Consider the following 12,233-nt stretch of genomic DNA (forward strand, 5'->3'; position numbering starts at 1 on the left):
GCGCCTCACAGCCCGAGGCGTCCTGCGACGTTCCCATCGCCGAGCAGGTTTTCGCGCCTCTCGTGGCGCGCCACCGAAGCAAGGGAGACCAGGTCTGCGTGGGCGGCGATGGAGTAGGAGCGAGCCTCATTGCGCACCGCGGTCCGCATCATGCCTGTACGCAAGGAGGTCCAGACATGGCGACCGGACAACCCAGCCTCATCCGACCAGTCGTGCACGATCTTGTTGAGACCAGACTCGTGAAGCGGTTTGTCGAAGATGACCGATCCGGTGCTCGGCATGAACGCATGGCCGTCCGGGGCACGGAGTCCGCGCTGTTCGAGTAGCCCGAGCCACCGGTCCCAAGCCGTCCATGGGTCGTAGGCCGGATCCGGTGCTGAAGGTATGAACGTGAGCCGCGATCGGCCAGCGATGGTCAGGACCATGCCCTTGTCGTGCCGCTCAACATCGCTCTGGCGAAGGACCTTGGCCTCGTTGGTTCTCAAGCAGGCGGCGTAGCCAATGAGGAGCAGGGCTGCGTCGCGGACCTGGTTCGCCATGGGCGCGGTGGGTTCGGGCTGGGTGAGCATGCGGCTCAACTTGTTGACGTCGAACTGCCTACCGTCGATCCCGAATACGAACTCGCCACCGCCCAGCGGGCGGAGTGTGCGGATCGCGGCCACAGGACAGTCGGTTGTGCCGCGGCGCGCGTTCAGTTGGTGCGTCACGGTTCTGGCAGGACCCCGGCCCACCTTCGTGGTCACGTTGATCTCGACGCGGTCGCGCCCGACCCAGACGTCTGACCACCGCAGGCGGGACAGCGCCGAGACGCTCAACCCGGCGCCATCGCGCAGGAGCATGCCCGCCAGCGCGCGCCGCCCATCCTCAGTCGGAGTCCGGCAGGCATCGACCATCGCGTGAACCAGTTCAAGGTAGAGCGGGTCGTAGTGGCTGTGCTTCTCCCCGACGGGCTTCGACGAGAAGAGCCCACGGAGGAAAGTCTTCACGTCGGGGTCTTGATGCCACGGTGCCAGTCCGCGAAGGCGCCGATCCAGGTCGATCAGTTGGAGGCGCTCGCGGATTGCGCGCCCCTTCAGGTCCCTTCCGTCGAGGGCTGCTAGGTACAGGACGACAGCCTCGGCGCTGTCGTCGAGTTCGAAGCGTCGAAGGAATGCGAGGTAGGCGGCGACCTCAGGCCGGGCGCGGGCGGCGCGCTCTGGAGCAACGAGATCTGGCATCACAGCCCTACCTGCGAAGCCGGGTTGCGGCGCCACGGGTCGTCGTTGGCGATGTAGAGGACGAGCGAGTCGAGCGTGGCATGGCGCGAGCCCTTCGCGATGTCTTCCAGTCTCATGCCGAGGTCGGCCGCTGTGCTGATGAAGCCGCGGCGAAGCGAACGGCCGGACCAACGGCCCTCGATGCCTGCTTGTGCCATTCGCTCGCGGACAAGAACCGACAGCGCGGTCGTGGTGAGCGGCTCGATACCGATTCGGCCAGCACGACCGACCTTCGGAAAGCAGTAGCCGTACTCCATCACCTCCGGCCCCACTTGCCGCACCATGCGGTCTCGCCACGCAAGCAGCGCAGCGACTGGGTCGGTCGTAGGCGAGACCCCACGCGGGATTCCGACGTCCACGCCGTCTCCGACGCGGTCGGTCTTCGACCTCCGCAGGCGCAACACCATGCCCGAGTCGACCACAGTCAGGTCAGACCACCGGAAGCCGAGGACATCGGGCCTCCGGAATGCTCCTGCGAAGCCCGTCAAAATCAGCGCCTTGTCGCGGAGCACGTCGGGGCGAGCCGATCCGAGGAGAGCCATCGCAGCGTCGACCGGTACCCGCTGACCAAATCGGCCGAGGGAATCAAGGCGTGACTTCCTGATTCGGAATACGTCCCGCGACGTCCACGCCCGATCGTCGCGTGCTCCCGCTTTCCCGGTCGCTGTGATGACCCACTGGACCGACGTGCCGCCGACCTCTCGCCAGGACCGGAGGGCTCGAACACCACAGATCTGCGGGTCGCTGTGGGCGTCGATGCGGATCGTCCGGTCGGACCTGTCGGCTCGTACTGACCGCAGATGGACGGTCGCTCGCTTCTCTGTGAGCCGAACGTCCTCCCAGCAGAGCCGAGAGATCTCCCCGTCGCCAGCGCCAGCGCGGTGCAGTGCGAATAGCGCCCGGTCCCGAACCTCGACGGGATCCGGGCCAATGGAGTCGAGGTAGCGGCAGACCTCGCGCAGTGGCCCGATCTTCAAGGCGGAGATCTCCGCCTGAGGGTCACGAGGCTTGACGACCTTCCGCATCGAGCGAAGGAAGAGCGTCATCTGCGGGTCATCGCCCGGAGGCATCAGCCCGGCCTCGACATGAATCCTGTTGATCGCAGCCATGTAGGAGCGGAGCGTGCCGAGTGCGGCCCCCTCGGAGCCAACGTGGTCGGCAAGGAACATCATGACCACCTCCACAGGCGAGTTGAGCGGCGCGAAGCCCTTCTGTTCGCACCACGTCTCGAACTTTCGCCAACGCCGCGTGTAGTCCTTCCGCGTCTCCTCAGTGATGGACTCCGAGAACAACTTGGCCGTCTTCGAGATGAGCGCATCGAGTTCGCTTTGGACCCCAGCGCTCTCCCCACCCAGGAAGGCATTGAACCGGGCCTCGCGAAGTCGAACCGCCAGCGAACTTGCCCCTGAGTCGTCCCCGGTTGCGCGCGGAAGGACTCGTCGGGGGCGTCGGTCGTGCGGAGGCCACTGTGCGTAGGTCGGGGTCACCAGGTGATCTAACGATCATTAGTCGCTCTTGGATCGATTTTGCGGATCTGCAACGCGACGACGGGGAGCCGTCGACGGCCTGCCGCACACCTGGAGGCCATGGATCAAGATCTCTCCGCACGCATCCGCCGTCAGCGCGACCTCGATGCCGCCGACCGGCAGGGCCTCATCGCCCTCTCACGCGACCTTGAACGCCGGGGAGTGGGTGCTGAGATCGAGAACACCGGCGGCTACTGCATGGCACTGGTCTGGCGCGTTCCGGCTGATGATGGCTCTGAGGAATTCGTCGTCGCGACCCACGACGACCGCTGGTACGTCGCTCGCTACACCCAGGACGAGTGGCATGACGGCGACTACCGCCGCCGCGGCATGCCGATTCCGCACGGCTTCGACCGTCGCGTCGATGCCGCCAACGCTTTCGCCCAACTCACACGGAACGTATTGCCCCACGCAGCGTCGTTCGAGAGGAGTATCTGAGATGCCCGCACCCCGCCAGTACGTCGTCGGACTTCCCGTCATCGTGACCATCCACGATGACGGGACCGTGGCCTACGACGTTGACACGGCTGAGACCAGCGTCAGTCTCGGCGAGGACGAAACTGCGGTCGAGAACTACTCCGAGCGTCAGATCGCCCGCGATGCCGAGATCGCTGACCAAGACCACAGGCGACGCTTCGCTCGACGGGAGTCGTGATCCCATGCGTCACTCCGGTCACGACCCGGCGCGGATGCCTATTCTGTCGGTGGTCTCTGCCTACGATTCGGCCATGCCGCAGCAGCCCGCGTTTCGCTTCATTGACCTCTTCGCGGGCATCGGCGGCTTTCATGCCGTCATGAAGGCATTCGGCGGCGAGTGCGTCTATGCCGTCGAGATCGACAAGAAGGCTGCGAACGTCTACGAGGCGAACTGGGGCCATCCGGCTCACGGTGACATCACTCTCGACGCAGACGACGAAGTCGGGATCATGAACGTCCCGGCTCACGATGTCCTCTGTGCGGGCTTTCCTTGCCAGCCATTCTCGAAGTCCGGCGCTCAGCGCGGCATGGACGAGGCGCGCGGAACGCTCTTCTTCAATATCGCCTCGATCATCAAGGCTCACCACCCGAAGGTCGTTCTTCTGGAGAACGTTCGAAACCTCATCGGACCGCGCCACACCCACGAGTGGGACGTGATCATCCAGACGCTTCGCGAAGAGGGCTACAACGTCTCCGCCCGCCCGGCTGTCTTCTCGCCCCACCTTCTGCCTGAGCACCTCGGTGGCACGCCGCAGGTACGCGAACGTGTCTTCATCACGGCGACCTACGCGCCTCACACCGTGCCGTTCCTCCCGAACGGCAAGGTCGACTTCGAGATCGAGGGGCCGAAGCCGGTCGCCACGATGAATGACCGCTTCCCTAAGTCCGCAACCAGCAATGCGCCGCTGTTCGACCCAGGTTCGAAGGACGGCGGCTGGAACCTGTTGGACGGCGGCCTGCTTGACGACTCCCACGCGATCCCTGGCTGTGACCTGACCGCGGGCGAAACGCTGTGGATCGACGCGTGGGACGCCTTCACAACACTGATGCGCGAGCGGACCGGTGAGCCGCTGAAGGGATTCCCCTACTGGGCCGATTGCTGGCTCGACTTCCCTGAGGCAGCGGCCTCAATGCGCCGGGCCCCCCTGCCAAAGCGCAACGACGAAGGCCGCTACGAGCCCGGGTCGCTCAACGGGTTCAAGGCACCAAATAAGGTCACGCGTCCCCACATCCCGGCTCACCTTCCAGCATGGAAGCAATCGCATCTGCGACGGAACTACGACGCGTTCGAGGCTCACTGGCGCGACATCCTGCCGTGGGCATGGCAGTGGGGTGTCTACACCGACCTCTTCCCGACGTCGCGTCGAAAGTTGGAGTGGCAGGCCCAAGATGCCAAGTGTCTGTGGGACACGGTCATGCACTTCCGGCCCTCCGGCATCCGCGCAAAGCGCCCGACCTATCTCCCCGCACTGGTGGCGATCACCCAGACCTCCATCGTCGGTCCGCGCGAGCGCCGTCTCTCGCCTCGCGAGACCGCTCGCCTTCAGGGCCTGCCGGACACCTTTGCGTTCCCTGATCAGCCCGCCGCCGCGACGTACAAGCAGATGGGTAACGGCGTCGCCGTCGGCGCGGTTCAGCATGTCTTCCGTGAACACGTCCTGCGTGACGAGGCGTTGCTCGTAGCCGATCCGGACGGCATCGGTCAGCGGATCGTTGACGCGGCGAAGGACGCGACCCCGGCAAAGGTCGTCGAGCGCCTCTCGAAGCACAAGCCTTCACGATCCTGACCGTGTCGCGAGTTCTCCGATGGGGCGCTGTCCGCGGGGCATAGTCTCGGTGGGTGTGCGCTGCCTCCGTTGATCGACCGTTCTTCCTGCCCGCCGCCACTGCTGGCGAAGCGATCGAACGCATCTTCTCGCTGACGGGCGCTTCCGATGTAGGCACCCGCGGAGAGAAGCGCGCCGTCGTTGCCCTGCGGGACGCCCTTGGGCTGGACATCGAGACAGGCGTGACCAGCGACGTAATGGGCGCTGCCCTCGCCGAGGCGCTTCACGTCGACTGGGACACAGCGCGCTATCTCGACCGCCACAAGATCACCCTGGACGGCCTCAACGCACTGCTTGAGGGCGCGGCCGACGCCTACGCGGAGGGGTCGCTCCGGCGCCTCGCCGAGATGCGTCCCGCGCTTCTGGACGGGCCCGAGTGGGCCTTGTTCGAGCCTGCTCGTTCAAAGATCGAGGCGGTCAACCGAATCTCCATGCTGACGGGCTCCGGCGCGGAGCGACTCGGCCCGGGCGGCAAGGAGCACAAGCGTGTGCTCGTGAACCTGGTTGACGGGATGCGCCTTGGAATCCCGATCACCACCAAGCACGGTACGGCGGAGGCATTGGCGCGAGAGTTCAACGCGCCTTGGTCAGACATCTGCGTTTCTACGCAGGGCACGATCACGCTGACTGGCCTGAATGTCATCCTCGCTGGCGCCGAGCGACACCTCGGAAGGCTCGGCGGCGACCGCGCGCTGCTCTTCGGCACACCCGAGGAAGAGGGGCGCGCACTCGCGGCCGCCCTCGTCGACGGGTTCAGCCTGAAGAGGTTCGCCGATGGATCCGAGCGCGTTCACTGGGACGGTCGTCGTTCGGTGAAGTGGCTCGCAGACAACCAGACCGGACAGCAGAACCAGATGGAATGGCCCGGCTTCTACTGGGAGTTCCAGGCACGCACGATCCTCGGTCGGCGCTTCGCCCCCAACCGGAACCCACCGAAGACGAAGTACGGTCCGGAACCATTCGACTACTCCCTTAACTACGTCTGGGATCTCAAGTCCCACACGGAGACGTGGTTCGACCCACTGACCGGCGAGACCACGAAGGGTAGGGGCGGGTCTCCGCTCAATGACGCCCAGTCGATGGACGAGTGCATCGCCGATCAGGGTCTCGGCTTCCTGATGGTCGGCGGCCGCGCGATCACCGACACTGACGGAGCCTTCAAGGCATGGCAGGACGCCCTCAAGGGGAAGGCTGCGGCTCCGTCCAACTCCGGCCGCTCACGGATGCGAAAGGCTGCCTTCGAGCCGCTCCATGTCGATGCGTTCTGGTTCGCCGACACGTTGGCTCTGAACTCAGCGGTCGCGGCGGGACATGTCACCGGGTTCAAGCAGGGTCCCCAGGCACCGAGGGTCGCGGGCGAGCCTGGCGCTGCCCGTCGCCCGAAGTACACCCTCTCCAGCAAGGCTGCTGGTACGAGCCTCCACTTGGTCCGATACGAGTTCCCGAGCAGGCCACCGAAGGCGTGAGCGCTACCAGCCGCCGATCCAGTTGAAGCGGCTGCCAGAGAAGCCACCGTGATAGAAGTTCGCATTCAGTGCACTGCGGGCGCCTTGGAGCGACGCGACAGCGGCAGCCTCCGTGGACTTGGTTGTGACGTTCGCGCCGCCGATGTACACCGCGCCGGAGGCCTTCACCGGCTTCTCGACCCATCCGGCGAACGAGTCGATGCCGCCAAGGAGAGGGTCGCGCCATCCCGTCAGGTCAGCCAGCCAGCGCAGGCACCGTTCGATGGTGGTTGCTTGGGAGTTCGCCAGGTTCCAATCGTCGTTCAGCCACGGGTCGAGGCCGCTCGCCTGGCGCTCGCGATCAAGGGCATTCACAGTGTCGAGGAAGTCGTGAGGCCGCATCCCATCTACTAGCCGGAAGACCTGTTCGGTGAGGCTCGCGGGCCCAACGGCTCCTGCCATCACCGCCCACCAGACGCGAGCGTTCGCGGCGTACTTGGTGTAGGTCGAGACGCCGCCATCGCAATTTGCGACCAGCCATGGCAGGTAATGGCGGTCGAAGAACTTCGGCGGCCTGTCTGCCGCCTCCAGGAGCGCGAGCAGGATCTGAGCCGTCCCGAGCGGATACTTCCACTTCGAGGAGTCCGCCTTGGCGGCGTCGTCGTAGCAGCCTTGGGTCCCTGCCCAGATTGACGGCACCGCGAAGAGCCGCTTCTGCGCTGCTACGGCGACCGCCGCGTCCCAGGCCTGCCATTCCGCACGGAGGTTCAGGAGCATTGGCCGCTTCGCTCCATACTTCACGACGTGGTTGCTGATTGAGTCGTGGTTCAGCGAGAAGAGATCAACGGCCACCAGGCCCGCAGGTGGTTCGTTCGAGACGGACGGGTGCAGCAGCCATTTCGAGGATGACGCGACGAGGCCCACGACGTTCCATGAAGGCGCGACTGAGGCGAGCATCGCCGCGGAGACCAGCCCATCGATGTCTGCGCTGACGATCATCTGCCGGGGTGTATCGAGCATCTCCGAAAGCCTTGCGGCAGAAGACGCCGGGTTGCTGCCGTCCAGTTCTCGTGCGAGCGCGCTGATGGCGATCCTGCGACGCTCCGTAGCCGTCGACTGTGCGCTCATGCGACTGGACCGATGCAGAGAGCAAGCATGTTCCGATTAGATCGCGGCGGAATAGTGCGTGCCACGGTGACGCGCCTAAGCCCCGAGGAGAGCACGGAGAGCCTTCCGCAGCGCCTGCATTCCGTCGAGCGTGACTGTTGAGCCGCCGCCTGACTTGGTAGCGCGCGAGTCGTAGTCAGCGGAGTACGGCATGCCCGCCTTGCGGATGATTCGCTCCGTCACCTCGGGCATCGCTCCACCTGCAACGCCGACCTGGCTTGCGGCCTCTTGGAACACCTCGGTGGGCAGACTGCTCCCGTTGGAAGTCGCCAGGCGTTTGATCCCGAGGATGTCGCAAAGGTCGTTCAGGACGTCCTGCTTTGTCTCCCCGCCATGCCAGCCGTAGGAGCCGCTCTGGCCGGTTCCGGAGTCATCGATCTTGAGGCACGTACCGCACCACTCCGGGTTCATCCCATGCACGCACTCGTCCATGTGCTGATCCGATCACGATCGCCCGACACATGCAGCAGGTTGCGCGGACTGACGGTGGCATCCTCGACGATGTGACCAAGCCGTACGAGTCGTGGGCGTCGAGCCCAGCATCGCGCGCCGTCATGCAGGCCAATCGGCGACGCGACACCTCGCCAGAGATGGCGGTCCGCAGGCTGGTTCACGCCGCCGGGCTGCGGTACCGGGTCGATACGCGACCGCTCTCTGACCTGAACCGGCGGGCCGACCTGGTCTTCCGAGGTGCAAAGGTGGCGGTCTTCATCGACGGCTGCTACTGGCATGGCTGCCCTAAGCACGGGACGGTGGCGAAATCAAACGCCGACTACTGGTCGCCGAAGATCGCACGAAATCGTGAGCGAGACGCCGAGACGGATCGCCTGCTTGTGGACGCCGGGTGGACTGTGATTCGTGCTTGGGAGCACGAGGTACCGAGCGCCGTCGCGCAGCGCATCCTCTCCGCTGTGCCCGAGCGGCGTGCGTAGTTGGCGGGCACCAGTGGACCAAACAGGGCTCGTGTGCGTGAGCGGCGCCCGAATTGCCACCCGATCCCGTGATCACGCCCTGTGGGCGGGGGATGGATCCTAGGCTGACAGCGTGAAGTTCCGGGTCGTTCAGATGAGATATCCACCGGCCGATGCCATGCCCGGGACCCTCTACCTTTGTACCGATCGCTGGAACGACTTCGGCTTCACGACCACGTTTGATGCGGTCTACGTCGCACAGAACGGGACGAAGCAAGCAGTTGGTCCAGTCAAGATTGGCGGCATTGGCTGGCCAGAGTCGCAGCGTTCACCAGATCTGCCGGACCGGTTCGATGCGCTCGGGCCGACGTTCGTCTCCGTCGGCCAGGATGACGAGTACTACTCGAATCTTCGGGCGCTGCCCGGCACCGCGGGCGAAGAGATCTTGGTCGGTCTGCGTGACATGGCGTTCGACAACGCTCTGTTCGACGGGGCGCGACGCGAGGACGTCGTCCAAACGTCACTGCTGCGGTCAGTTTCGTCGGCCGCCGTGGTGGGCCGATTTCGGCGGCTTGCTTTGGGACTTCCTCCCCTGACCCCCTACAAGTTCAGTTACGACATGCCCGTTGAAGAAGCGGCACAGGTCACCAGCCTGGACTTCGAAGTCACAGTTCAGGCGAATCCTCCGACCAATGTTCACGTCATCGTCGGGCGCAATGGTTCCGGCAAGACCAGAGTGCTCAAAGGCATGGCAGCCGCGATCACCCGCCAGGCCAACGACACGGAGGACGTTGGTGTGTTCCGGGTTGGTGATGAACGGAACGCAGTCACGGCGACTGACATCGCAAACGTGGTTTCGGTCTCCTTCAGCGCGTTCGATCCGTTCGTTCCGGTCCCGGTCGAAGTGTCGGCGCGAGCGGAGATCAAGTACACGTACGTTGGACTCCTGGTTCCTGGAGAACCGAGGACAAAGTCACACGAGGATCTCGGAGCCGAGTTCGTCGAGTCGTTTCGGGCCTGCATGCAGGACAGCAGGAGGGATCGGTGGATCCGCGCCATCCACACCCTGGAGGGCGACCCCAACTTTGCCGCAGCGGGGCTGCGAGTCCTGCCCGACAAGTGGGGGTCGCGCGGCGATGCGCCCCAAAGTGTCCGCGACGAGATGGTTCGTCTCTTTAGGCGGCTGAGTTCAGGGCATGGCATCGTCCTTCTGATGACGACCCGCCTGGTCGAGCGAGTCGAAGAGCGAACGCTCGTCCTTCTTGATGAGCCCGAAGCCCACTTGCATCCACCACTTCTCTCTGCATTCGTGAGGGCGTTGTCGGACCTGCTGATGGATCGAAATGGCGTTGCAGTCCTAGCAACGCATTCGCCAGTCGTGCTTCAAGAGGTGCCATCGAACTGTGTCCTCAAGTTGGAACGGTCGGGGTATGAGTCGACCGTTGACCGCCCCACAATCGAGACCTTCGGCGAGAACGTCGGCACGCTGACGCGCGAGGTGTTTGGGTTAGAAGTGTTGGAAACGGGCTTCTTCCGGATGCTTCGCGAGTCCATCGAGCGCAATGAGGACTTCGGTGGAGTCCTCGACGACTTTGAGCGGCAACTCGGCAGCGAAGCGTCCGCGCTTGCCCGTGCCTACTTGGCCGTACGCAGTCGAGGTATCCAGTGAGGTATCTGGGCGTCCCGGACTTCGACGCGGTTGATGTCTTTGAGCAGACGCTGGGTCGGATGAAGTCAGGCAACCTGCTCAGCCGCATGCGCGCTTCGATGATTGAGATTGCGGAGAACGACATCCGCTACTCGAACGCCGCCCAGCAGGCACTGTCGTGCGAACCCGACTTCACTCTCTCGGGGGTGAAGAACGGCGAGATGGCCACTCACTACAACACGCGATTCGCGCGGCTCGGGAGTGCAGGTCGTCCCACCTACGACCGTCTGAAGTTGGAGGCTGGTGGGCGCTGCCCATTCTGCGGTCATCGACCGCCAGCGACCCTGGACCACTACCTGCCGAAGGAACGGCACGGTGCGCTTGCGGTGAATCCGTCCAATCTTGTAGCCGCGTGCCGCGACTGCAACTCAGTCAAAGCAAGCCACCACCCCGCAGATCGAGTTCAGGAACTCCTTCATCCCTACTTCGATGACTTCAGTGACGTCACGTGGCTCTGCGCCGACGTGGTGCGGACAGAGGCGGGTTGCGCGGTGACCTTCGCGGCGAGGCCTGCCCCGGGGATGTCAGCCCTAGACGCCTCACGTGTGACGCATCATTTCGAGCGTCTGCGGCTCGGTCCGGATTACGCGGCGCTCGCCGCGAACGAACTCGCTGGCGTCCTCCATCAGTTTCGAGTTCTCGTGGTCGCGGCCGGGCCTGCCGCAGTCGCCGACGAACTGCGCGACCGGGCTGTGTCGTGGGCGGCCCGGGAGCGGAACTGCTGGCAGACGGCCCTTTATCGCGCGCTGGCTGACTCGGCGGACTACCACGCGGACCCCTTTGCGTGAGGAGCCCAGTGCCGCGCGTGGGTGTCTATGCCGCGGCCTGCGGCATAGACACTGTCGTGACACTCCTAGACCTGACACACCCCGGGCGCGGCTCTAAAAGGGGCGACCATGACGGACCACGCCGTCGTCCCGGGACGCCGCCAGGGCAGGTCGCGCTGGTGCTCGGCGTACCAGGACAGGACGCGGCGGGTGAGGTCGTTCATGGCGCCGCGAGCCTACGACGCGCGGGTTGTGCGGCGTGTCGCGGCCTCGGATCTCCTGCGGCCCGCGTGGCCTCATCAAAACCATGCGTCCCGCTGGTTACCGTTTCCGCATGAGCAGCATGGCACCCCGGGGTCCGCTTCCCGCCCGCGTCTACTGGGTGCGTCGCGGCATCGTGATCGGTGTCGCGCTCCTGCTGGTCCTCGTCGTGGGCAAGCTGCTCACGGGCGGCAGCGACGGGCAGGACACTCCGCACGCAGAGGGCTCTGTCGGCCTCGTCGGCTCGGAGACGTCACAGACCACCGACCCGAGCGCGAGCTCGTCGGTCACCACGACGGCGACCGACGAGGCGCTCGGTGGGAAGGGCCTTCCGCTCGCCGACCCCACTGGTCCGTGCGACCCCGACAAGGTCACGGTCACGCCGGTCGGTGGTCAGCGTGCCAACGACGGTCGCGTCGGCATGATCCTGGCGGTCGGCACCTCGGAGGAGGCGTGCACCTTCACGTTCTCGCCCGAGTCCGTCGTCGTGAAGATCGAGTCGGGCGCCGACAGCATCTGGTCCAGCCAGCAGTGCTCGGTCCTGCCGACGCAGGACCTGGTCGTGCGGGCTGCCAAGCCCGCCGCCGCGACGTTCATCTGGAACGGGCACCGCTCCGACGCTGCCTGCTCGCGCAGCACCGCCTGGGCACAGCCCGGCACCTATCACGTGATCGCCGCGACCCTCGGCGGCGAGCCGACGGACACGGCGTTCGAGCTGACGCGCCCGCCCGCGGTGGTCATCACGAAGACGGCGAAGCCGAAGGTCACCGAGTCGGCGACGCCGACGGCGAAGACCTCGGCGAAGGCGTCGCCGTCCGCCAAGGCCTCGACGACTGCCGGCAAGGCCCGCCAGCCCTGACCTGCACGAAGCGCCCCTCCGGACTCCGGA

At 65.3% G+C, this 12,233-nt stretch carries 13 protein-coding genes; 8 read left to right on the top strand and 5 right to left on the bottom strand.

Going from position 1 to position 12,233, the window contains the following annotated elements; translation table 11 throughout:
* Positions 1–5 precede the first annotated feature (5 nt).
* Positions 6–1,217: a site-specific integrase gene (locus tag EPD65_RS14630; RefSeq protein ID WP_131585424.1), complete on the bottom strand. Its 1,212-nt coding sequence runs from the start codon at positions 1,215–1,217 to the stop codon at positions 6–8.
* Positions 1,217–2,743, bottom strand: a complete 1,527-nt coding sequence (locus EPD65_RS14635; RefSeq protein WP_131585426.1) for a site-specific integrase — start codon at positions 2,741–2,743, stop codon at positions 1,217–1,219. Before EPD65_RS14635 ends, EPD65_RS14630 begins: the two co-directional genes overlap by 1 nt.
* A gap of 99 nt (positions 2,744–2,842) precedes the next feature.
* Here EPD65_RS14635 and EPD65_RS14640 point away from each other — a divergent pair, with 99 nt between their 5' ends.
* The 4 genes from EPD65_RS14640 to EPD65_RS14655 all read left to right on the top strand — a co-directional run bounded on the left by EPD65_RS14640 (position 2,843) and on the right by EPD65_RS14655 (position 6,551).
* Positions 2,843–3,220, top strand: a complete 378-nt coding sequence (locus EPD65_RS14640) for a hypothetical protein (protein WP_131585428.1) — start codon at positions 2,843–2,845, stop codon at positions 3,218–3,220.
* Position 3,221: 1 nt separating this feature from the next.
* Positions 3,222–3,437, top strand: a complete 216-nt coding sequence (locus EPD65_RS14645; RefSeq protein WP_131585431.1) for a hypothetical protein — start codon at positions 3,222–3,224, stop codon at positions 3,435–3,437.
* A 73-nt stretch (positions 3,438–3,510) separates the two neighbouring features.
* On the top strand, positions 3,511–5,046 hold the full coding sequence (locus EPD65_RS14650) for a DNA cytosine methyltransferase (protein WP_131585434.1): 1,536 nt from the start codon (positions 3,511–3,513) through the stop codon (positions 5,044–5,046).
* A gap of 53 nt (positions 5,047–5,099) precedes the next feature.
* Positions 5,100–6,551 (top strand): hypothetical protein, encoded by a 1,452-nt coding sequence (locus EPD65_RS14655; protein WP_131585438.1) that lies wholly within the window; start codon positions 5,100–5,102, stop codon positions 6,549–6,551.
* 3 nt (positions 6,552–6,554) lie between these two features.
* Here the strand turns inward: EPD65_RS14655 and EPD65_RS14660 are convergent, their stop codons facing one another.
* Complete coding sequence (locus EPD65_RS14660; protein ID WP_131585440.1) at positions 6,555–7,658, bottom strand: hypothetical protein; 1,104 nt, start codon at positions 7,656–7,658, stop codon at positions 6,555–6,557.
* A gap of 75 nt (positions 7,659–7,733) precedes the next feature.
* Positions 7,734–8,129: a hypothetical protein gene (locus EPD65_RS14665; RefSeq protein ID WP_131585443.1), complete on the bottom strand. Its 396-nt coding sequence runs from the start codon at positions 8,127–8,129 to the stop codon at positions 7,734–7,736.
* Positions 8,130–8,158: 29 nt separating this feature from the next.
* Between EPD65_RS14665 and EPD65_RS14670 the strand changes: the two genes are divergently transcribed.
* The 3 genes from EPD65_RS14670 to EPD65_RS14680 all read left to right on the top strand — a co-directional run bounded on the left by EPD65_RS14670 (position 8,159) and on the right by EPD65_RS14680 (position 11,104).
* A complete protein-coding gene (locus tag EPD65_RS14670) occupies positions 8,159–8,629 on the top strand; it encodes a very short patch repair endonuclease (RefSeq protein ID WP_131585446.1) in 471 nt (156 codons plus the stop codon).
* Between the two features lie 112 nt (positions 8,630–8,741).
* Positions 8,742–10,277, top strand: a complete 1,536-nt coding sequence (locus EPD65_RS14675; RefSeq protein ID WP_131585449.1) for an AAA family ATPase — start codon at positions 8,742–8,744, stop codon at positions 10,275–10,277.
* Complete coding sequence (locus EPD65_RS14680; protein WP_131585452.1) at positions 10,274–11,104, top strand: HNH endonuclease; 831 nt, start codon at positions 10,274–10,276, stop codon at positions 11,102–11,104. The genes EPD65_RS14675 and EPD65_RS14680 overlap by 4 nt, the downstream gene beginning before the upstream one ends.
* Positions 11,105–11,169: 65 nt before the next feature.
* Here EPD65_RS14680 and EPD65_RS16360 read toward each other — a convergent pair whose 3' ends face one another.
* The gene (locus EPD65_RS16360; RefSeq protein ID WP_165873022.1) at positions 11,170–11,307 is read right to left on the bottom strand and encodes a hypothetical protein; all 138 of its coding nucleotides are present in this window, start codon (positions 11,305–11,307) and stop codon (positions 11,170–11,172) included.
* A 110-nt stretch (positions 11,308–11,417) separates the two neighbouring features.
* Between EPD65_RS16360 and EPD65_RS14685 the strand changes: the two genes are divergently transcribed.
* Positions 11,418–12,203, top strand: coding sequence for a hypothetical protein (locus EPD65_RS14685; RefSeq protein ID WP_131585454.1), 786 nt, complete (start codon positions 11,418–11,420; stop codon positions 12,201–12,203).
* Positions 12,204–12,233: the final 30 nt, after the last annotated feature.

Source organism: Nocardioides jejuensis, from assembly GCF_004337475.1.
Lineage (GTDB): Bacteria > Actinomycetota > Actinomycetes > Propionibacteriales > Nocardioidaceae > Nocardioides > Nocardioides jejuensis.